This is a genomic window from Aeromonas sp. R2-4, assembly GCF_040908365.1.
Taxonomy (GTDB): domain Bacteria; phylum Pseudomonadota; class Gammaproteobacteria; order Enterobacterales; family Aeromonadaceae; genus Aeromonas; species Aeromonas veronii.
The window spans coordinates 1-21,108 of sequence record NZ_JBFODO010000050.1 but is presented as its reverse complement, the minus strand read 5'-3'; the positions used below and the strand labels follow the sequence as shown (position 1 = coordinate 21,108).

Here is a 21,108-nt window from a genome sequence, read left to right as displayed (position 1 = left end):
AGCAACTACCCAATGGAGGATGGAACATGAAACTACAACCTTTGGCACTGTTCCCCTTGCCTTCCCACATACTGCCGGGCGGCAAGCTTCCTCTGCGTCTGTTCGAGCCACGCCACCTGCAGATGCTCAAGGAGTCATTCATCAACGATCAGGGCTTTGGCATCGTGATGGAAGAGTCGACCACCTCGGGACAATCCGGCCGCATTCTGCCGGTGGGCACCCGGGTCAAGGTGACCGACTTCTACACCCTCAATGATGGCCTGCTGGGGGTGACGGTGCTGGGACTGGAGCGCTTCTGTATCCACGAGATGGAAACAGACGAGATGGGTCTGCGCCGGGCCAAGGTGGAGATGCTGCCCAACTGGCCGAGCACCCACTCAGATTTCAACGACAAGCTGCTGGTCAATCGCCTGCGGGAAGTGTTCGAGCAGTATCCGGAGCTTGATGAGCTCTATCCGGACAAGCGCTTTGAAGATGCCGCCTGGCTCTGCCAACGCTGGCTCGAGATATTGCCGATGCCGATTTATGAAAAGCAGATGTTGATTGCCAAACAAAACAGCGAAGCGGCCCGTAAATTTCTGCATCGCCTGATTTCACAATGACAAAAACAGCGTTGCAAAATGCAATTATTCCAACAATGAAAATGTGAAATTCGCATTTTGCGAGTGAGTAGGAACGCAGAACGCCATAACAAGAGAGAGCCGCTGCGCTAAACGGCCAAAATTGAACACAAAAGAGTCCCGTAAAAGTTGGCACAGATTTTTCATATAGATTGATACAACCCGATTTATCCCGTGCTCTCTTCAGTATTTGCTGAAGAACTGGTCAACCCACAAAGTTGACCATTTTTTTTATCCGCGCGTCGGCAACCGCTGACCAAAGTGACGCTGCAAACACTCTCTCAGCCGTGACAAGGTGATGGGCTTGGCGAGAAAGTCATCCATCCCCTGCGCCAGACAGCACGCCTTGTCCTCCGCCATCGCATTGGCTGTCAGGGCGACGATAGGCATGGTGCATCCCAACTCACGCAAGCGCCGGGTGGCTTCCAGTCCGTCCATCAGGGGCATCCGCATATCCATCAGGATCAGATCCGGGAGCTGCTCATCCACCTGTGCCAGCGCCTCCAGACCATTGGCTGCCAGCCGTACCTTGCCCACCAGTTTTTGCAGCATCAGCGACACCACCAACTGATTCACTGGGCTGTCCTCCACCACCAGCACATCCAGTGGCAGCAGTGCCGAAGCCCCCTCCTCCCGCTGCGGCTGGCTATGGCAGGGTAGCGCCATGCCGGGCAGTTCGAACCAGAAACAGCTTCCCTTGCCCGGCTCGCTCTTCAGGTGGATCTCTCCCCCCATAAGCGTCACCAGACGCTTGCTGATGGCAAGACCGAGACCTGTACCGGAAAAACGCCGGGTGGCCGAGTTGTCGACCTGGGAGAAGGGTTCAAACAGCAGCGCCTGATCCGCATCAGCGATCCCGATCCCGGTGTCGGAGACCGAGATCAGCAGCTTCTCATCCTGCCAACCCAGGTGCAGTGTCACCTGCCCCTGCTCGGTAAATTTGAGAGCGTTGTCCAGCAGATTGCCCATCACCTGTGACAGACGCATCGGATCCCCCTGCAACTCCCGGGGAACCGACTCATCGACCCGATAAACCAGCGCGATCCCCTTGGCGGTCGCGCGAGCTTGCAGCGGCTCGACCAGAGATTGGCAAAGCTGGACGGGTTGCAGGGTCTCGCAGTGAAACACCAGGGTTTGCGACTCGATTTTCGAAAAATCGAGCACGTCGTCGATGATGGTTTGCAGCAATCTGGCCGAGTGGGTGGCATGGCGCAGCAGGCTCTGTTGCTCCGGCGCCAGCTCGGCATGCTGCACCAGATCGAGCATCCCCAACACCGCATTCATGGGCGAACGGATCTCGTGGGTCATCATGGCCAGAAACTGGGACTTGGCACGGTTGGCCGCTTCAGCCTCATCCCGTGCCCGCGCCAGCTCCTCTTCCCGGCGGATCTGGTTGCTGATATCCCGGGCAGTGCCACGATAACCGATAAACTGGCCATCATGGTCAAAGCAGGGCTCGGCGCTCACCTCCATCCAGCAGGGGCCGTGTTGCAGCGCAACCTGCATCCGCACCCCTCGCACCGGCTGGCGCAGCTCCAAAAGCTGCAGGTATTTCTGGGCATCGCAGCTCTGCTTGTTGCAGACGTAGTCATAGAGGGTCGGCCGGGTCGCCTGCGGGGTCATCTCATCCAGATAACCCGGCTCTGAGGCGTAACTGAGGCGATGCTCGGCATCTGTCTCCCAGAACCAGTCAGAAGCCATGGCGGCGAAACTGCGAAAACGGCGTTCGCTGGCCTGCAGCGCTTCGGTTTTTACCGCGACCTGCTCCTGCAAACGGGCCCGATAGGTGATGTTGACCAGCGCCTGGGCGATAAGCGGGCGACAACGCTCCATGGCGGCCTTGCTGGTGAGATCGAAGGTGCCCGCCCGGGCGTGGCGGCAGATAAGCGTAGCGGTAAAACCGGGGGCCTGCAGCCCGGTCAGCATCACGCTGGCCCAGCCCGGCTCGCTCGCCAGCGGCGCCAGCTCGGGCAGCTGGGCGGGATCGTATATCACCAGGGTTTCACCCGCGATGGCGCGGGCAAATGCCGGGGTCATGCGCCAGCTGCGGGCTGATAGCATCGGCTCGGTACTGAGGTGGGTACTTCCCTGCTCCCCTTCCCAAGCCACCACATCCGCGTGCTCAAAGCCGATAAAGGGTTTGAGCACCTGGATAAGGCTCTCCAGCACCTGCTCCAGCGTCTTGGCATCGGCGAGGGTGGCAACGCCCACCAGCAGGGTCTGGGACTCGTGGCGATACTTGGCCTCGCGCTCGCGGCAACGCATAAGGTCGACCAGCGTGGTCTGCAATTTGTCGCCGAGGGCTTCCAGTTCACTGTTGCCAATCATCTTGTTGCCTGCTCTGTTATGTTCTGCCGACTCAACGGGTCAGAAAAATCACGCTCGATACCATCAGGTTACCGTGAGCCAGCTCGCCATTGGGCAGCCGCCCCTGCTCGCCGAAGGTAAAGGGGGTGATAAAGGGGATCTTGCCGAGGCGAGCCTGGCTCTGCTCGACAAATTGGCACAACATATCACCTAGCGCCAAACGGCAACCAGCACAAAAGATGATGAGAGCGCCGATGGGTTGCAATTCCACGTCGACCCCATACCCGGGCTCGACACGCATGACATTGAGGCTGCGCTGCAGCAACCCCTCCTGACTGCTGTACATCAACAGCAGACGCTCCCCTTGCTCCACATCGGTAAAGAGCCGCAGCCCGCCCTGTTCGGTCACAGCTTCAGGATGGGAGAGTTTGTAGTAAGGAATGCCATCCAGTGCTCCCACCTGACGAGCCAGCGGGGTGAGCGTGGTCTCCCGCAAAATCGCGCCTACCGGCCAGGGCTGCTCGCGCCCGCACCAGCGGGCATAGACCTCGGCAGCAGGCTGGTGATCGATGGTGAGTACCTCCCGCCCGTTGCAGGCAGTGATCTCGCCACTGAACTCGGCAGGCACATAGCCCGAGTGAAACTGAAAGGCCAGCTGGCAATCGGGATAGAGCACCGCCAGACCGATGCCATCCTGAGCCACCGCCTCATCCCAGCAGAGCTGCCAGTCACCGCTGACGCTGCTATCTGCCGCGGACCCACCGACCACCGGCACCGAGGCACCGAGTTCGGCCTCAATACCGGCCAGCAGCCCCTCTTCCTTGCCGGGACTGGCATGAAACAGGATCAGCTGGGGCAGCTCGCCCGGCCGACCACAGTCGCTCATGGCTCGGCGCAGCAACTGCCGCACATCCACCCCGTCACCGCTGGCACCGGCTACCCCGAATGCCCCTTTCTCATCGTACAGGGCAGCAACGGCCAGCCCATATCCGTCTCGGGCGTGGTGTCCCATCTCGGTCATGACACCACCGCAAGAGCTGCACCCAAGCAGGCGGGTCGTCGGGAACTGGCGTTTGAGCGCGTCGCGCAGTATCGCCCCGTCATGGGCTTGCGTAAAATAGAGTAACAGCAGGGAGGGGGCCTGATCGGCATGGTGGCGCAGCTGCGCGCAGATATCTTGGGCCGCCAGCGATGAATTCTGGGCGAGGGAGTGAACGGTCAGAAATTTCAACACCATCTCCTTGTTTTATCGAATGGCAGCCTCAAGCAAAAATCATACCTTTATCAAACAATTATCTCGCTTCGCTTGCTAACATAGCGGTCAACTGAGACCAATGACAGGACGCCCATATGTGGCAAAAAAACATCAATGACTTCGATCGGGTCGTTGCCATCGGTGGTGGCCACGGCATGGGACGAGTGCTTTCGTCCCTCTCGTTTCTCGGTCAACGGCTCACCGGCATCGTCACCACCACAGATGATGGCGGCTCGACCGGACGCCTGCGCAAGAGTCAGGAGTGCATCGCCTGGGGCGATCTGCGCAACTGCCTGAACCAGCTGGTGACCGATCCCAGCATCGGCAGCCTGTTGTTCGAGTACCGCTTCGCTGGCAAAGGCGAGCTGGCGGGCCACAACCTTGGCAACCTGATGCTGCTGGCGCTCGATAATCTCTGTGTCCGTCCTCTTGATGCTATCAAGCTGATCAGTGACATGCTCAAAATCGAGTCACAATTGCTACCCATGTCTGAATTTCCCACCGATCTCTGCGCCCATATGGAGTGTGGTACCCAGATCCTGGGAGAGGTATCCATCGATCAACTGGCAACCCCTCCCCTCTCCCTCGGCCTGATGCCGGAAGTGCAAGCGACCCGGGAAGCGGTGCTGGCATTGCAGCAGGCGGACATGATCATTCTTGGGCCGGGCAGTTTTCTCACCTCCATCATGCCGCCACTGCTGCTGGCCGAGATCGCCCAGGCCATCAACGAGAGCAGCGCCATGCTGGTTTTCGTTTGCAATCTGGTGGCGGAGAACGGTCCTGCCAGCCAGCTGGATCTGATGAGTCAGTGTCGCTGGCTGGAGTCCCGGGTCGGTCAGGGTCGGCTGGATGCCATCCTGGCCCCACAGGGCGCGAGTGATGCGGGGGACTGGCAAGGGCGTGTGATCGAAGCCGAGCTGGGCGAGCTTGAGCTGCCCCATCGGCACGATCGATTGAAGCTGAAACTGGCGCTGGACCGGATCATCCAGCAACTGCTCAACCAGCGTTAGGCAACGGTCACGGCACCCCGGCATCCCTGCATGGCGCCGTTACTGATAATCGGCAAGAAACGCGAGCACCTGAGGCAAGGAGGCCTCCAGCAGTTGCAACTGGCGCTCTGCCTCGGCCACATCGGCCTGCTTGCTGGCCATCTCCAGCGCCATCACCTGCTGATAGCTCGGCATGGCGCCGTAGCTGCCACAGGATGATTTCATGCTGTGCGCCACCCGAGCCAGCGCCTCCCACTCCCCCTGCTCATAGAGGGGCCTGAGCTGACTCAGCTGCTCGCCCACCTCTTCAATAAAGACTGCGATGACCACGGGCAGCATATCCGGACCGATATCCTCTGCCAGCTGCTGCAACACCTTGCGATCCACCCACTCCATGCGAGGCTCCTCCAGAACGGTATTCAAACAGACCATACTATAGATAATTTTCGATGTCGTGGCTCACGACCAGGCTGTGATGAAGCACCCGATTGGATGGCTCAGGGAATAGAGTGGCAAAAAATGTGATCAGTATCGAAATAGCGATGCTGAAACGCCCCTCAAGACAACAACTTGATTGCCACAAATTAACAATTGATCAACACTCAATACCGTCAGAGTGATGATGCTCAGCAACACCTCTCATCCCTTTTGCCTTTTATGGCTGCTGCGAAGAACCAGGGTAGGTATCTACCCTGGTATTTTTTTATCTTGCTCAAGCGCGACTTGGTTGGTCGCCATCCGCTCCCCCATGCGAAACAGATTGAATTCGCCTGGCGCCATTTTGACCCAATTCTCATTGCCGGTCAGCGGACGGGTGGTGATCAGGGTCACCACATCGTTGGGGGTGGTCTCCCTTTGAAAGTCGATCACCACCTCCTCATCCAGCAGGCTCGCTTCACCAAACGGCGCACAGCGGGTCAGCCAGTGCAGGTTGTTGCTGCAGTAGCTCATCACATACTCCCCGTCAGAGAGCAGCATGTTGAACACCCCGAATGCTCTGAGCTCATCACACAGGGTGGCGAGATAGCGAAACATGGCGGGAAAGTTGGCCGGACGCTTGGGATATTTTTGCTCCAGCCGATCGAGCAGCCAGCAGAAGGCGTGCTCGCTGTCGGTATCTCCCACCGGCCGGTGGCGGCCGGTTGGCAGCTTCTTGTAGCCGGTGAGCTGACCGTTGTGAGCGAAGGTCCAGTAACGGCCCCACAGCTCACGGGTAAAGGGGTGGGTATTTTCCAGTGACACACAGCCACGGTTGGCCTGCCGAATGTGGCTGACCACGGCGCAGCTCTTGATGGGCAGCGCCTGTACCAGTCTGGCGATGGGAGATTGGGCGCTGGGCTCGGGATCCTTGAAGGTGCGAAAGCCCTTCCCCTCGTAGAAGGTGATCCCCCAGCCATCCTTGTGGGGCCCGGTCTTGCCGCCGCGCAGCATCAACCCGGTAAAACTGAAGCAGATATCGGTCGGCACATTGGCACTCATGCCGAGCAGTTCGCACATATCCGGCAGACTCCTTTCATGATTTGGCTTGTGTCATGTTCGACCAGCACGCTGGTTCGACAGACAGCAGGGGAAGGCGCAATCCCTTCCCCTGTGACTGGCAACAGCCGGCCGATGGCAAACCATGCAACCGGTGATGCCCTTGTCTGGTAGTGACAGCCTGATTACTTGGCCATCTCTTTTTCGACCAGCTGGATCAGGATGTGGATCACCTTGATGTGCACTTCCTGAATACGGTCGGCATAGCCAAAGTGCGGCACGCGGATCTCGACATCCGCCAGACCCGCCATCTTGCCGCCATCCTTGCCGGTCAGGGCGATCACTTTCATCCCTTTGGCGCGGGCAGCCTCGATGGCTTTCAGGATATTGCCGGAGTTGCCGCTGGTGGAGATGCCGAGCAGCACGTCGCCACGGCGGCCGACCGCTTCCACATAGCGGGAGAAGACATAGTCATAGCCAAAGTCGTTGGAGACGCAGGAGAGGTGGCTCGGATCGGAGATGGCGATACCGGCATAACCCGGGCGGTTCTCGCGGTAACGACCGGTCAGCTCTTCGGCGAAGTGCATGGCGTCACAGTGGGAGCCACCGTTGCCACAAGAGAGCACCTTGCCCTCTTCTTTGAAAGAGTCGGCCAGCAGTTTGGCGGCCGCTTCGATGTTTTTCAGGTTCTGCTCATCAGCCAGGAAGGCCTGCAGCACGCTGGCAGCTTCGGTCAGTTCATTGCGGATCAATTCTTGGTACATGATGTCTCTTCCACTGTTTTTAGTGTGCGTGTAGATCGCGGCTATTCTCGCACAAGCGAATCGCACAGTCGCCCCCCTGCGAGCCACAGCGCTGGCGGCGCGTGAGCGTTATGCGGATCACAGAGAGAAGGTAATGAAGATGTAAACAGCTTGATAACTTTGTGCGTATGAATTACAACAGGGGCCATATCCAACAGGTCAGACCTCTGGATCAGTTACACCACGTTGGCAATCTTTCAAGCAAGGAGCACGCAATGACGACGACCCTCACTCTGCTCGGGGTGATCCTGGTTATCGGAGCCCTGGCCTATCGCCGGGCATCCCTGTTCATCTCCACCCTGGTCACCGGCGCCGCCCTGGTGCTTGGCGCCATCTATGGTCATGTGCCCTTGCTGGTATGGGCGCTGTTCGCGGTGATCGCCATCCCGCTCAATCTGGTGGAATTTCGCCGCAATCAAATAACCAAGCCGCTGTTCAAGATCTACAAATCGATCATGCCGGAGATGTCCCGCACCGAGAAAGAGGCGATTGAAGCGGGCACCACCTGGTGGGAAGCCGATCTGTTCGCGGGCAACCCGGACTGGAAAAAATTGCACGCCATCCCGGTCAGCGCCCTCTCTGCCGAAGAGCAGGCCTTTATGGATGGCCCGGTCGAGGAAGTGTGCCGCATGGTGAGCGACTGGGAAGTGACCCACGAGCGCGCGGATCTCTCCCCCGAGGTGTGGCAATACCTGAAGGACAACAAGTTCTTCGCCATGATCATCAAGAAGAAATATGGCGGTCTGGAGTTCTCGGCCTACGCCCAGTCCTGCGTCCTGCAAAAACTGTGCGGTGCCAGCGCCGTGCTCGCCTCCACCGTCGGCGTACCCAACTCGCTGGGCCCGGGCGAACTGCTGCAGCACTACGGCACTGACGCGCAGAAGGATTACTACCTGCCCCGCCTGGCGGTAGGTAAAGAGATCCCCTGCTTCGCCCTGACCAGCCCGGAAGCGGGTTCTGACGCAGGTTCCATCCCCGACTTCGGTATCGTCTGCAAGGGCGAGTGGGAAGGGAAAGAGGTGCTCGGTATGCGCCTCACCTGGAACAAGCGCTATATCACGCTCGCCCCTATCGCCACCGTCTTGGGTCTCGCCTTCAAACTGCGTGATCCGGAACACCTGCTGGGTGAAGAGGAAGAGCTCGGCATCACCTGCGCGCTGATCCCGACTCACATCAAGGGTGTCGGCATCGGCCGTCGCCACTTCCCGCTCAACGTGCCGTTCCAGAACGGCCCGACCCAGGGCAAGGATGTGTTCGTCCCGCTCGATTTCATCATCGGTGGCCCGGCCATGGCCGGTCAGGGCTGGCGCATGCTGGTCGAGTGTCTGTCGGTCGGTCGCGGCATAACCTTGCCCTCCAACAGCACTGGCGGCGTCAAGATGCTGGCCCTGGCGAGCGGTGCCTACAGCCGCATCCGTCGCCAGTTCAAGCTGCCCATCGGCAAGATGGAAGGGATTGAAGAGCCGCTGGCCCGCATCGGCGGCAACGCCTACATCATGGGCGCCGCAGCCAACCTGACCGTGACCGGTATCGACCTTGGCGAGAAGCCCTCGGTCATCTCCGCCATCGTCAAATACCACCTCACCGACCGGGCCCAGAAGTGCATCATCGATGCCATGGATATCCACGGCGGCAAAGCCATCTGCATGGGCCCCAACAACTATCTGGCCCGTGGCTATCAGGGTGCCCCCATCGCCGTTACGGTAGAAGGGGCCAACATCCTGACCCGCAGCATGATCATCTACGGTCAGGGCGCCATCCGTTGCCACCCGTATGTACTGCCGGAGATGCTGGCCGCCAGCCACCCCGACAAGGAGCAGGCGCTGAAGGATTTCGACAAGGCGGTATTCAGCCACGTCGGCTTTGCCATCAGCAACCTGGTACGCAGCTTCTGGCTCGGTATCACCGGCGCCCGCTTTGCCGCGGCCCCTTACAAGGATCAGACCAAGGGCTACTACCAGCAGCTCTCCCGCCTCTCGGCCAACCTGGCGTTCCTGTCAGACATGGCGATGGGCACCCTGGGTGGCGAGCTCAAGCGCAAGGAGCGGGTCTCCGCCCGTCTTGGCGACGTGCTGAGCCAGCTCTATCTGGCCTCAAGCGCCCTCAAGCGCTATCAGGATGAGGGACGCCAGCAGGCCGACCTGCCACTGCTGCACTGGGCACTGCAAGATGCCATGTTCAAGGCACAAGAGGCGATCGACGAGCTACTGCGCAACTTCCCGAACCGCTGGATTGGTCTTGCCCTGCGCGCCGTGGTGCTGCCGCTGGGTCGTGACCTGAACCGTCCATGCGACAAGCTGGACCAACAAGTGGCCCGTCTGCTGCAAACCCCGAGCGAGACCCGTAGTCGCCTGGCCAAGGGGCAGTATCTGACCCGCGAAGAGGGCAACCCCTTCGGTCTGCTGGAGCAGGCGCTCGATGACGTGCTGGCCGCCGAGCCGCTGTTCGAGAAAGTCTGCAAGAGCGATGGTATCAAGCGTCCCTTCATGGCGCTGGACAAGGTGGCCGACATTGGCCTGGCCGCTGGCGTACTGACCCAGAGCGAAGCGGAGCTGCTGCGCCGCGCCGAGGTAAGTCGCCTGCGCACCATCAACGTCGATGATTTTGACCCCATCGATCTGGTGGCCAACAAGAAGCTGTTTGAAGCCTCCGCTTACCATCACGCGGCCTGATAACCAGCTATCGACAACGCCTCCCTTGTGGAGGCGTTTTTTATGGGCGCTCACCACTATTCACGGCCCGAACAGCCACCACTTGCACTCACAGCTCCCCCGACCAGCTGCGGGCCCCGTGTGGTCAGCTAGGAAAAAAGGCACAATAGCCGACAAATCGAATCACCAAGGAAGCCAAGATGACCCTTGAGCACCTGATCCTGTGGCGCCGCGACCTGCACCGCCTGCCGGAAGCCGCCTGGAAAGAGTTTCGCACCACCAGCCTGATTGCCCACCACCTGAGCGAGCTCGGTTATCGCATCGTGCTCGGCGACAAACTGCTGGCCAGCAATCTGATGATGGGGCGTGATGTGGATGTGGCGGCCGAGAAGGCTCGCGCCCGTCGTCAGGGAGCCCATCCCGACTGGCTGGAGCGGATCGGCGATGTCACTGGCCTGATGGGAGAGCTGGATACCGGCCGTCCCGGTCCGACCCTGGCCTTTCGCTTCGATATCGACGCGGTGGAGGTGGAAGAGTCCGATGCTGAACAACACCAACCGCAGCAGCAGGGTTTTGCCTCCCACAACAAGGGGTGGATGCACGCCTGCGCCCACGATGGCCACACCGCCATCGGCATGGGGCTGGCCAGCAGCCTGATGGCGATGAAGGAGCAGCTGTGCGGTCGCATCAAGCTCTTCTTCCAACCCGCCGAAGAGGGGTGTCGTGGTGGCAAGGCGCTGGCTGCCGGTGGCGCACTCGATGACGTGGATGCCCTGCTCTCGCTCCATATCGGTATTCACGCTGGCAGCGGCGAGCTGGTGATCAATCCCACCGAATTTCTCTGCTCCACCAAGTTCGACGTCCACTTTATGGGCACCGCCGCCCACGCGGGACTCGAACCCAACGCCGGCAGCAATGCGCTGGCAGCCGCCTGCATGGCCACCACCGCCATGCTCGGCATTCCCCGCCACCGCGACGGCATGACCCGCATCAACGTCGGCCAGCTTCACGCTGGCAGCGGCCGCAACGTCATCCCCGATCATGCCGAGCTGCGCGGTGAGACCCGCGGCGCCGACAGCGCGCTCAACGACTACATGTTCAGTCAGGTACAGCGCATCGTCGAAGGGACTGCCCTCGCCCACGGTGTCACCTATCGCATCATCAAGCAGGGTGAGGCCATTGCCCTCGACAACAGCCCGGCGCTGCAAGCCGAGCTGGCGGCGCTGGCCCGCAAGCAGGGGCTCGCCACCATCCAGACTCGCCGCTTTGGCGCCAGCGAAGATGCCGGTTTTCTGATGGAGCGAGTGCAAAAACAGGGGGGCGAAGCGGCTTACCTCATTCTGGGGGCCGATCTGGCGGCACCACACCATCACAACGAATTCGATTTCGATGAGCGGGTGATGCAAAGCGGGGTAGAGCTACTGGCCGCCTGGGCCCGTGCCCGACTGGGTGTGGCAGAAGCAGCCCTCTCTTGATATCCCCTCGGCAAGCTCACCGGCTAACGGGATCAAAAAAAGGCGCCTCGGCGCCTTTTTTCTGCAAGAAAAACCTGAGCGCTACTCGCGGTGCTTGCGATGCACATCGGGGCGACCACCGGTCACGCTATCGGCTCTCCCCTCCTCTTTGGCCTTCTCGGCCCGCTTTTTGCGCATCTCGCGGGGATCGGCGATGAGCGGGCGGTAGATCTCGATACGATCGCCGTCGTGCAGCGGCTCGCTCCCTTTCACCGGGCGGCTGTAGATACCGAACTTGTTGACCGCCAGATCGATCTCGGGGTGTTTTTGTACGATGCCGGACTGCTCGATGGCCGCCTGCACGCAGGTCTCGGGCGCCACCCGCAGGGCAATCACCGTCTGCTGCTGCGGCAAGGCATAGACAACCTCGATATTGAGCTGGTCAGACACCGTAGACCTCCTTCGCCCGGTTGGAGAAGGCGGAGACCATGGAGCTCACCAGATCGCGGAATACCTGACCAAAGGCCACCTCGATGAGCTTGGAGGTAAACTCGAAATCGAGATCAAACTCCACCTTGCAGGCGTCGACATCGAGCGGGGTAAAGGTCCACCAGCCCGCCAGCTTGCGGAACGGGCCATCCACCAGCTCCATCCTGATCTGACGGTTCACATCCAGCTGATTGCGGGTGGTAAAGGTCTTGGCAATCCCCGCCTTGGCCACATCGACCGACGCCATCATGTAGTCATCGCCCGCCTCGTGGACACGGCTGCCAACACAGCCGGGCAAAAACTGCGGATAGGCATCCACATCGTTAACCAACTTGAACATCTGTTCTGCACTGAACATCACCAGGGCACTGCGCGTAATTCGGGGCATGGCTTTTCCTCATCCAATCGGCGCGATTTTATCACCATGTTGGGGGTTGTGGAGGTAAAACCTCAGCCAAACCGCTCAGAAAGCCACCACTTGACCTGCTGCGCGTTTTACAGCCGCCCCTGCCTACGTATAATACGAGCCTCCTAGTCATTGCCGGAAATCGCCCGTCATGAGCAAAAAAAACAGTAAAAACAAAGCCGGGTCCAGCACCATTGCACTCAACAGAACCGCGCGCCACGAATACTTCATCGAAGAGAAGATCGAAGCGGGTCTGTCCCTGCAAGGGTGGGAAGTCAAATCCCTGCGGGCGGGCAAGGCCAACATCAGCGAAGCCTATGTCATCTTCCGCGATGGCGAGGCCTATCTGTTCGGCTCCAGCTTCCTGCCACTGCAAGCGGCCTCCAGCCATGTGGTATGTGACCCGACCCGCACCCGCAAACTGCTGCTGAGCCGTCGTGAACTCGACAAGCTCGAAAGCCTGATCGCCCGTCAGGGCTACACCATAGTTCCTCTCGCCCTCTACTGGAAACAGTGCTGGGTCAAGGTCGAGATCGGCCTGGTGAAGGGCAAGAAAGAGCACGACAAGCGCGAAGATACCAAGGCCCGCGAATGGGATCGGGAAAAAGCCCGCATCATGAAGAACAAGCATCGCGGCTAACCTGCGACTGGCAGCATCAGAACGCCGGTTCACCTTCCCCCGGCGCAGCTGGCTCTTCAGGCTCAGCTGCGTACAATAAATCGGCAAACAGACTGGCTGTCAGAGGGAATGGGTATCAACGCCTTGCTATGACAGCATTTTTGCGTACAATCGCAATTAACAACTTGGGGCTGATTCTGGATTCGACAAGATTCACGAAACCCAAGGTGCATGCCGAGGTGCGGTAGGCCTCGTTAATAAACCGCAAAAAAATAGTCGCAAACGACGAAAACTACGCACTAGCAGCTTAATAACCTGCATAGAGCCCTTCTACCCTAGCTTGCCTGTGTCCTAGGGAATCGGAAGGTCATCCTTCACAGGATCGTGTGGAAGTCCTGCTCGGGGCGGAAGCATTAAAACCAATCGAGCTAGTCAATTCGTGGCGTGTCTCTCCGCAGCGGGTTGGCGAATGTAAAGAGTGACTAAGCATGTAGTGCCAAGGATGTAGTAATTTTGGACGGGGGTTCAAATCCCCCCAGCTCCACCAAACGTTTGGAAAGGGCCACCTCGCAAGAGGTGGCCCTTTTTATTTGTCCATGTCCATGTCCATGTTGTTTACCGATATCAAACTGGTTGGATTTTTTCCAATATCCCCCTTGAACTGGCCTTTGGCAAAAAAATCAGGCGCATCACCGCGCAGGCTTTATCATCAGGTTGCCATCCCGGTACTAGCCGGACTCACAACCGCACATCGGCATGTCATGACCCAATATTGAGTAAATTGATGTTGGCCGCTGCATTTTAATGCACTTACAATATGCGCCCAATTCTGTTGGATTCCTTCTGATGCTCCGCCAATGTGATCGCCTATTCCTGTTTCTCCTGCTACTGCTCTGGGGCGTGGCGGCGCACGCCATTACCAGTCTGAATGAAGACGAGTTTGATCTGTCTGAGCGCGCCTGGCTGTCATCACACCAGGAGCTGGTCATCGGCATGCCGATGATGGGTGACCCTCCATACAGCTATAAGGATGCAGATCAACGCTTTACCGGCCCAGTCCCCGATATTGCGCAGCAGATTGCCAGAACGCTCGGGTTGACCCTGCGCTACAAGGTTTACCCCTCCTACGTGGATGCGCTAACCGGGCTTGACTACGGCGAAATCGACATGCTGGTGAACGACCAGCCAAGCGAACAGTGGCGATCCAATATTCTCTCCCTCCCGTTTTTGCTCTCCATACCGCGCGGCGTGCTGCTCAACAATGGCAAAACGAAGTTGTCACGACAGGATGCTCATGGCTTGCACTGGATCTGTGTCACGGGAGTCAATGCTTGCAGTGAATTGAAAAAACTGGGATTTCCCCGTGTGACCGAGGTAGAGAGTCGCAGCGAAGCAGCGTTTATGCTCAAAAAGCGCATGGCTGACGCCTATCTTGCTGACATGCCGTCACTGGTGATGGTGAAAGATCAGCACTCCAAGGCTGGCTTCACCATTGCCACCCCGGAATGGGTAAGCGGCACGTCTCTCTCCATCAATATGCACAAGAGCGACCCGGCACTGGTCAGCCTGGTGAGCAAGGCATTCAACGAGATACCGGTTGAAGATCGTCGTCATATGCTGGCAGCTACCACGACTAGCCAACATGCGGACTCAGGAGCGGTGAAGTCTGTGCAGTTTACCCCTGAGGAGCAGGAGTGGCTCAACCAGCATCCTGAGCTAACTTACGGCGTCTCTCCGGACTGGACCTCCATGAGCGAATTCAATTACCGGGGCAGGCTGGTCGGTTATGTGGCAGACCTGATGGCGCTGATGCAGCAAGTCTCCGGGCTGAAGTTCTCTCTGGTTCGCACCAATAGCTGGGGTGAAACCCAGAATATGCTGAAGCTGCGGCAGATCGATTTTATTCCGGCCATCTCCCCCAACCACGACCGCGGCCAGTTTGCGCTGTTCACCCCCGGCTATCTGTTTGTCGATCGGGTCGTTATTGCCCCCAAACGCAGTGCCGATATCACCGATCTCTCACTGCTGCGAGGGAAACAGGTCGGCATGGTGCATGGCTCTCTGGATAAAGATCTACTGACCCACATCGGCGCCCATCCGGTAGAGGTCAACAATGACAACCGCTTGCTGGAGCTGCTGGACACGGGCGATGCCGACTACGTGATGGTCACCCTGCCATCCATCAACAAGCGGGTGAGCGAACGCTATCAGGTGGTCTATGCCGGCAAAGACTTGCGCCTGCCGGTCGCCATGGCCACGCGCAAAGATCCCATGCTGCAGCGGATCCTTACCAAGGTGCTCTATTCGATACCGCCGGAGGAGCTCAATAAAGTGGAGAGACGCTGGCTCTCCATGAGCGTGCAGACCGGCATCAATAACGAAACAGTGCTGTTCTGGTTCGTAATGAGCGGCGCAACTGCCACCCTGCTGTTTACCCTGTTCTGGGCCTGGAACCGTACCCTGAAACGGGAGATCGTGCAGCGACAACGGGCCGAGAAGACGCTCAATGAACAGTTGGTGTTCATCCAGACCCTGCTCGACTCCCTGCCCAATATGGTGGCGCTGCGGGATCGCGATCATCGCCTGACCCTCAGCAACCGGGCATACCGCGAGCTGTTTGTCGGTGATGGGGAAGAAGGTGATCGCTGGGGCTATATGACCGAGGACGAGCGGCAACAGATGTTGCGCGAGGAGCGTGCGGTCTGGGAAACCGGCGAGATCTTCCAAGGATCGGGTTATACCCAGCGCGAGGGGGATGTTCCCCTTCACGTGGTCTACGTCAAGTTGCCCTATCGCGCAGCAGACGGCGCGATTCAGGGGGTGCTGACGGTATTGACCGATGTCAGTGCCCTCAAGGCCGCCGAAAACAAGGTGCGAGAAGTGGAGGGCAGGCTGCGGGACATCACCGACAGCATGCCGGGTCTGGTTTATCAATATCTCTGGCAAGGGGCCGGCAAGGGGAAATTCCTCTATCTGTCCCAAGGGGCCAGCGACATTCTTGGGATGACCCACCAAGAGTTGATGGCAGCCGAGTCTGGCGGCATGATCCTCGGCTTGAACGATGAGGCTCTGGCAACCTTTATCGATAAGGTGGCCAAACATGCGCAAACCCTTGAGCCGCTCGATATGGAGGTGCTGGTGCCCTCTGTTCAGGGGGAGCGCTATATCCAGATCCGCGGCAACTTTGTGGCGCAACAGGGCCATGATCGCCTGCTCAACGGCGTGGTGCAGGACATCACCGCCATCAAGCAACAGGAGCATGAGCTGCGCGAGGCGCGTGCCGCGGCCGAGCAGGCGATGCAGGCTCGCAGCCGTTTTCTGGCCACCATGAGCCATGAGCTGAGAACCCCCATCTCGGGCATGCACGGCATGCTGGAGCTGCTGCGCATGAGCGAGCTCAATGATGACCAGCGCTATCTGCTGCGCAATGTGGAGAGCTCGGCCAACCACCTGCTCTATCTGGTCAACGATATCCTCGACTTTTCCAAAATCGAGGCGGGTCAGCTGCACCTAAATCCCCAATCCTGCCGTCTGCAACCTGTGGTGTGCGATGTGATCCGCGGCCATGCCGCACTGGCCTACAGCAAGGGGCTGAAGGTCACGCTCCAGTGGGAGGATCAACTCCCCGACCTGGCCGATATCGATCCGGTCAGAGTGGGCCAGGTGGTCTCCAATCTGCTCAACAATGCGGTGAAGTTCACCGAGCAGGGCGCCATTTCGATCCAGGCCAGCTGTCACGACCAGCAGCTGGTTATCGCGGTGACGGATACCGGCATCGGCATCGCCGAAGAGAAGCAAACGCTGCTCTTTACCCCGTTCGAGCAGGTGGAATCCGATATCAATCGCCGCTTTGGTGGCACAGGTCTGGGGCTGGCCATCTGTGATCAGCTGGTGAAGAAGATGGGCGGCACCCTGACGGTCAAGAGCCAGCTCGGTGAAGGGGCCTGTTTCCGCTTCAGCATCCCGCTGCTCAATGGCCTGTGGGAGCCACCCGCACTGGCGGGCAGCGAATGGTGGTGGCTGGGTAGCGATGCCGCCTTGCAGGCCACCATGGTGCGGCTCGGCGCCCGGTTGAGCCCCTTCGATATCCACCAGCTCACCGCCGATCTCGACGGCCTGCTGTTGGCAGAAGAGGCCGCGCTGGAGTCCAGCATGGGGAGCGATTGGCACACCTTGCTGCAGTCCGGCACTCTCAAGGGGGTCATCCTCTCCCCCCGCGAAGCGTTGCGGGGGCGCATGGGCTCGGAGAACTGGTGGCGCCTCGGCCAATCCCCCCTCTATCCGGATCTGTTGGTCGAAAGCTGCCGCGAACTGATCACCGGGCGAGCCGTGACCACCCATGCCGCCAGCATCGAAAAACTGGGCGGGCGAGTACTGGTCGCCGATGACCATCTGGTCAATCGCGCCCTGCTGACCCGTCAGCTGGCGATTCTGGGGGTGGAGTGCGAGGTAGTAGAAGATGGCGAGAAGGCATTGCGCGCCTGGCAAACCCGGGATTTCGCCCTGCTGATCACCGACTGCCACATGCCGCACATGGATGGCTACACCCTGACCCGCCACCTGCGAGAACAAGGGGAGCAGGCCCCCATCATCGGCGTCACCGCCGATACCTCGGAGGAGGCGGCAGCCAATATGACGGCAGCCGGCATGAACGGCATGCTGTGCAAACCCTATTCGCTGGAGTCACTGCGCCAGATGCTGCTGCGGTGGTTGCCCGCGACTACGATAACAGAGAGAGTGCCCGCACGACAGGCCATCAATCTCGACATGATCGGTCGCTGGCAAGATCTGTTTGGCGATGAAGATATTGCTAAAAGCATGGCAAGGGAGTATCTGGCCTCCAACCGGAAAGATTGCCACGCTATGATGAGCGCGCTCTCCTCCGATGATAGCCAGGAGCTGGTGGAGATCGCCCACCGCATCAAAGGGGCAGCCAGAATGGTCGGGGAGCTCTCCCTGGCCGAGCAGGCGGCGCAACTGGAATCGGCGGCCCGCCTCAAACAGTTGAGCGAGCTCGCGCTGCTGACACAGAGAGTGGAAGAACAGATGAACAATATTGAACGTGAAATGGGATTGTGGCTCGATGAGTAGAACGGCAGACGAGTTGGTCATCATGGTGGTCGAGGATCACGGGTTTCAACGCAAGACCCTGATGCACCAGATCCGGGCGCTCGGTTATCAGCAACTGCTGGAGGCCGCAGACGGCATCGAAGCCCTGGCGCTGTGCCAGAGCCACACTGTCGACATCCTGTTCTGCGATCTGCGGATGCCCGGCATGGATGGCATGGCGCTGCTGCGCCGCCTCTCGCTGGGTGGCTTTCGGGGCGGCATCATCCTCTCCAGCGCGCTGGAAGATGACGTGGTGGAGGCCGTGCTGCGCATGAGCGCGGCCTATGGCCTCCATGTGCTGGGTCGCATCGAGAAACCCTCCAGCCCGCAGCGGCTGCGCCAGCTGATTGACTCCTGGGCGCCAAAGTCGGCTCCCTCGGGCAAGGACGATGGCCTCGTCCTGTCGGTGGACGAGCTCAAACGCGCCCTCGACAACGACCAGTTGCTGCCCTGGTATCAACCCAAGGTCGGCTTTGCGTCCGGCCAGTGGGTGGGGATGGAGGCGCTGGCCCGCTGGCAGCATCCGGAATACGGGCTGATCTCCCCCGGCATGTTTATCCCGCTGGCGGAAAATAACGGCCTTATCGATCAGCTGACCGATGTCATCATCAACAAGTCGCTGCAGGATTGCCATCTGTGGGGCCAGACCGGCCTCTCCCTCAATCTGTCGATGAACCTCTCAACCACCTCGCTGATCGAGGGAGATCTCTGCCACTTCCTGATCAACCAGTGCCAGCGTTGGGGCGTCAATCCCGAGCTGATCACCCTGGAGGTGACAGAAAGCTCGTTTGTCGAGGATATCGGCAAGGCACTGGAGGTGCTGACCCGGCTGCGGATGCACGGCTTTGGCCTCTCCATCGATGACTTCGGCACCGGCTACTCCTCGATGCAACAGCTGGCGCTGCTGCCCTTTACCGAGCTCAAACTTGATCGCTCGTTTGTCGATCGCTGCTATGCCGACCCCTCCCGTCTGGCCATTATCGAATCGAGCATCGAGCTGGCACGCAAGCTGGGGCTGAAATCAGTCGCCGAAGGGGTGGAAGATGTGCAGACCTGGCAACTGCTGGCCAAGCTGGGGTGCGATATCTGTCAGGGCTTTTTTACCGCCCGCCCGATGCCGCGCAGCGAACTGCAGCACTGGCACCAGATCTGGCAAGCCCGACTGCCCACCCTGATATCCGGCTGATCTTCCGCAACCAATCCTTTGGGCCAACAGCGCACCGACCGACACCGTGAATGGCCGTCTTGGAAAAGGTGGCCATTTTCTTTGTGTCGGGCTCGCCACTCACGCATGCCCGCCCCCTCTCCAGCAACCGTCTATCCAGCCGAGTGCCACCCACCCCCTTTGCTCTGCATGCCTTCATCAGAGTCACCATTTATGCAAAATAAGTTGCATCATGAATGGTGCTACTGGCGGATCACGCCTACCGCGAGCGAGAGCAGCCTCTCTTCTACCAGACGCATAAACTGACAATAAGACAATGAATCGCCTGCTTTAACAGGAATGGTTCTCAACGATGCGCCGTGCCGATGAGGTAGACAAGACAACCTGAAATCGTTTTCCCTTTTGAACAATAAGCTGTCTAAAATCAAATAAAGTTGTAAATAATCTTTGTTATGGTGAGCGTATAGCAAGCGGCCGCCCTGTCGCTTCCCCTGCTGGCTCCGCCAGATGCAGCATTTTCTGCGCCTTGAAAGCGAGTTTATGACGCCATGATCACCATCACCCTCGATGGGGCTCAGTTGACGGTTAACCCGACCCAGACCCTGCTCCAGATAGCCAAACAGCACCAGACTGATATCCCCTCCCTGTGCGGTGACAACACCAGCGCCCCCAAGACGCCGTGCGATCTCTGCGTGGTCGAGATTGCCGGTCTCGGCATCCGGCGCGCCTGCGAGACGCACCCCGAGGCAGGGATGGTGATCACGACCCAAAGCGATGCCCTGCACGCACACCGCCAGCAGGCGCTCGGCCGCATCCTCTCGGACCACTACGCCGATTGCGAAGCCCCCTGCCAGCGCGCCTGTCCGGCCGGAGTGGACATTCAATCCTATCTGCATCACATCGCCATGGGGGAGCACCAGGCGGCCATGGCCGTCATCAAGCAGACCCTGCCGATGCCCCTCTCCATTGGCCGGGTCTGCCCCGCTTTTTGTGAAGCGGAGTGCCGCCGCGCGCTGGTGGATGAGCCGCTGGCCATTCGTCAGCTCAAGCGCCATGCCGCCGATCTCGATCTGGCCGAGATTGCCCCCTATCAACCAGCCAAGAAGCCCGCCAAGGGCAAGCGGGTGGCCATTATCGGCAGCGGCCCGGGCGGCCTCACCTGCGGTTACTATCTGGGTTACGAGGGGTTCGAGGTCGACCTGTTCGAGGCGATGCCCGAAGCGGGTGGCTGGCTGCGCTACGGCATCCCCGAGTACCGGCTGCCCAAGGCGATCCTCGATCAGGAGATCGACCTGATGTGCCAGAGTGGCATGCGGATCCACACCAAGCAGCGACTGGGCCACCAGATCACCCTCTCGGCGCTGTGCCGCGACTATGATGCGGTCTGTCTGGCGGTTGGCTCCTCCAAGGCAGTGCCGATGGATTACCCGGGCAGCACCCTGGCCGGCTGTTATCTCGGGGTCGATTACCTCAAGGATCAGATGCTGGCCAAGCGGCTCACCACTGGCAAGAAGGTTGCGGTGATCGGGGGTGGTAATACCGCCATTGACTGCGCCCGCACGGCGGTCAGGCTGGGAGCAGAAACCACCCTTATCTATCGCCGCACCCGCGCCGAGATGCCCGCCGAAGCCTACGAGATCGACGAGGCGGAGCAGGAAGGGGTGCGCTTTTTGATGCTCACCAATCCGGTGGAGAATCTGGCCGATGAGGCTGGTCGCGTCTGTCAGGTGCGCCTCGAGAAGATGGCTCCGGGCGGCGGCGAGCC

At 59.5% G+C, this 21,108-nt stretch carries 15 protein-coding genes and 1 other RNA gene; 9 read left to right on the top strand and 7 right to left on the bottom strand.

Annotated features, from left to right (window positions below; all coding sequences use genetic code 11):
- Window positions 1–26 precede the first annotated feature (26 nt).
- Window positions 27–602, top strand: coding sequence for an LON peptidase substrate-binding domain-containing protein (locus tag AB5Z05_RS18510; RefSeq protein WP_005334473.1), 576 nt, complete (start codon window positions 27–29; stop codon window positions 600–602).
- A gap of 249 nt (window positions 603–851) precedes the next feature.
- Here AB5Z05_RS18510 and AB5Z05_RS18505 read toward each other — a convergent pair whose 3' ends face one another.
- Both AB5Z05_RS18505 and AB5Z05_RS18500 read right to left on the bottom strand, forming a co-directional pair.
- Window positions 852–2,948: a PAS domain-containing hybrid sensor histidine kinase/response regulator gene (locus tag AB5Z05_RS18505; RefSeq protein ID WP_162519651.1), complete on the bottom strand. Its 2,097-nt coding sequence runs from the start codon at window positions 2,946–2,948 to the stop codon at window positions 852–854.
- A gap of 31 nt (window positions 2,949–2,979) precedes the next feature.
- The gene (locus AB5Z05_RS18500) at window positions 2,980–4,164 is read right to left on the bottom strand and encodes an FIST signal transduction protein (protein ID WP_368152648.1); all 1,185 of its coding nucleotides are present in this window, start codon (window positions 4,162–4,164) and stop codon (window positions 2,980–2,982) included.
- Window positions 4,165–4,277: 113 nt separating this feature from the next.
- Between AB5Z05_RS18500 and yvcK the strand changes: the two genes are divergently transcribed.
- Window positions 4,278–5,192: a uridine diphosphate-N-acetylglucosamine-binding protein YvcK gene (yvcK, locus tag AB5Z05_RS18495; RefSeq protein ID WP_019446542.1), complete on the top strand. Its 915-nt coding sequence runs from the start codon at window positions 4,278–4,280 to the stop codon at window positions 5,190–5,192.
- A gap of 39 nt (window positions 5,193–5,231) precedes the next feature.
- Here the strand turns inward: yvcK and AB5Z05_RS18490 are convergent, their stop codons facing one another.
- The 3 genes from AB5Z05_RS18490 to lpcA form a co-directional block, all read right to left on the bottom strand.
- Window positions 5,232–5,567 carry an Hpt domain-containing protein gene (locus tag AB5Z05_RS18490; protein ID WP_005353511.1) on the bottom strand — a complete coding sequence of 112 codons (336 nt, stop codon included), beginning with the start codon at window positions 5,565–5,567 and terminating at the stop codon, window positions 5,232–5,234.
- A gap of 291 nt (window positions 5,568–5,858) precedes the next feature.
- Window positions 5,859–6,668, bottom strand: a complete 810-nt coding sequence (locus tag AB5Z05_RS18485; protein ID WP_368152645.1) for a class II glutamine amidotransferase — start codon at window positions 6,666–6,668, stop codon at window positions 5,859–5,861.
- A gap of 164 nt (window positions 6,669–6,832) precedes the next feature.
- Window positions 6,833–7,411, bottom strand: coding sequence for a D-sedoheptulose 7-phosphate isomerase (gene lpcA / locus AB5Z05_RS18480; protein ID WP_005334485.1), 579 nt, complete (start codon window positions 7,409–7,411; stop codon window positions 6,833–6,835).
- Window positions 7,412–7,665: 254 nt separating this feature from the next.
- Between lpcA and fadE the strand changes: the two genes are divergently transcribed.
- Both fadE and AB5Z05_RS18470 read left to right on the top strand, forming a co-directional pair.
- The gene (gene fadE, locus AB5Z05_RS18475; RefSeq protein ID WP_368152642.1) at window positions 7,666–10,122 is read left to right on the top strand and encodes an acyl-CoA dehydrogenase FadE; all 2,457 of its coding nucleotides are present in this window, start codon (window positions 7,666–7,668) and stop codon (window positions 10,120–10,122) included.
- Between the two features lie 179 nt (window positions 10,123–10,301).
- Window positions 10,302–11,576, top strand: coding sequence for an amidohydrolase (locus AB5Z05_RS18470; RefSeq protein WP_368152639.1), 1,275 nt, complete (start codon window positions 10,302–10,304; stop codon window positions 11,574–11,576).
- 81 nt (window positions 11,577–11,657) lie between these two features.
- On the opposite strand, the gene AB5Z05_RS18465 is transcribed toward AB5Z05_RS18470, so the two are convergent.
- Window positions 11,658–12,005: an RnfH family protein gene (locus tag AB5Z05_RS18465; RefSeq protein ID WP_019446547.1), complete on the bottom strand. Its 348-nt coding sequence runs from the start codon at window positions 12,003–12,005 to the stop codon at window positions 11,658–11,660.
- Window positions 11,998–12,432 carry an SRPBCC family protein gene (locus AB5Z05_RS18460; RefSeq protein ID WP_005334496.1) on the bottom strand — a complete coding sequence of 145 codons (435 nt, stop codon included), beginning with the start codon at window positions 12,430–12,432 and terminating at the stop codon, window positions 11,998–12,000. Before AB5Z05_RS18460 ends, AB5Z05_RS18465 begins: the two co-directional genes overlap by 8 nt.
- 169 nt (window positions 12,433–12,601) lie before the next feature.
- Here AB5Z05_RS18460 and smpB point away from each other — a divergent pair, with 169 nt between their 5' ends.
- The 5 genes from smpB to AB5Z05_RS18435 form a co-directional block, all read left to right on the top strand.
- A complete protein-coding gene (gene smpB / locus AB5Z05_RS18455; protein ID WP_005334498.1) occupies window positions 12,602–13,090 on the top strand; it encodes an SsrA-binding protein SmpB in 489 nt (162 codons plus the stop codon).
- 166 nt (window positions 13,091–13,256) lie between these two features.
- Window positions 13,257–13,616: a transfer-messenger RNA gene (gene ssrA, locus AB5Z05_RS18450) on the top strand.
- Window positions 13,617–13,915: 299 nt separating this feature from the next.
- Window positions 13,916–18,160, top strand: a complete 4,245-nt coding sequence (locus AB5Z05_RS18445; RefSeq protein WP_368152636.1) for a transporter substrate-binding domain-containing protein — start codon at window positions 13,916–13,918, stop codon at window positions 18,158–18,160.
- Entirely contained in the window at window positions 18,153–19,364 is a 1,212-nt protein-coding gene (locus tag AB5Z05_RS18440; RefSeq protein ID WP_005353540.1) for an EAL domain-containing protein, read from the top strand. Before AB5Z05_RS18445 ends, AB5Z05_RS18440 begins: the two co-directional genes overlap by 8 nt.
- Before the next feature lie 527 nt (window positions 19,365–19,891).
- On the top strand, window positions 19,892–21,108 hold a 1,217-nt coding region (locus tag AB5Z05_RS18435), incomplete at its 3' end, for an FAD-dependent oxidoreductase (protein ID WP_368152634.1).

Excerpts from the sequence above, each read along its gene's own strand:
- AB5Z05_RS18510 (WP_005334473.1), top strand. The coding sequence starts at position 27 with ATGAAACTACAACCTTTGGCACTGTTCCCCTTGCCTTCCCACATACTG.
- AB5Z05_RS18505 (WP_162519651.1), bottom strand. The coding sequence starts at position 2,948 with ATGATTGGCAACAGTGAACTGGAAGCCCTCGGCGACAAATTGCAGACC.
- AB5Z05_RS18500 (WP_368152648.1), bottom strand. The coding sequence starts at position 4,164 with ATGGTGTTGAAATTTCTGACCGTTCACTCCCTCGCCCAGAATTCATCG.
- yvcK (WP_019446542.1), top strand. The coding sequence starts at position 4,278 with ATGTGGCAAAAAAACATCAATGACTTCGATCGGGTCGTTGCCATCGGT.
- AB5Z05_RS18490 (WP_005353511.1), bottom strand. The coding sequence starts at position 5,567 with ATGGAGTGGGTGGATCGCAAGGTGTTGCAGCAGCTGGCAGAGGATATC.
- AB5Z05_RS18485 (WP_368152645.1), bottom strand. The coding sequence starts at position 6,668 with ATGTGCGAACTGCTCGGCATGAGTGCCAATGTGCCGACCGATATCTGC.
- lpcA (WP_005334485.1), bottom strand. The coding sequence starts at position 7,411 with ATGTACCAAGAATTGATCCGCAATGAACTGACCGAAGCTGCCAGCGTG.
- fadE (WP_368152642.1), top strand. The coding sequence starts at position 7,666 with ATGACGACGACCCTCACTCTGCTCGGGGTGATCCTGGTTATCGGAGCC.
- AB5Z05_RS18470 (WP_368152639.1), top strand. The coding sequence starts at position 10,302 with ATGACCCTTGAGCACCTGATCCTGTGGCGCCGCGACCTGCACCGCCTG.
- AB5Z05_RS18460 (WP_005334496.1), bottom strand. The coding sequence starts at position 12,432 with ATGCCCCGAATTACGCGCAGTGCCCTGGTGATGTTCAGTGCAGAACAG.
- smpB (WP_005334498.1), top strand. The coding sequence starts at position 12,602 with ATGAGCAAAAAAAACAGTAAAAACAAAGCCGGGTCCAGCACCATTGCA.
- AB5Z05_RS18445 (WP_368152636.1), top strand. The coding sequence starts at position 13,916 with ATGCTCCGCCAATGTGATCGCCTATTCCTGTTTCTCCTGCTACTGCTC.
- AB5Z05_RS18440 (WP_005353540.1), top strand. The coding sequence starts at position 18,153 with ATGAGTAGAACGGCAGACGAGTTGGTCATCATGGTGGTCGAGGATCAC.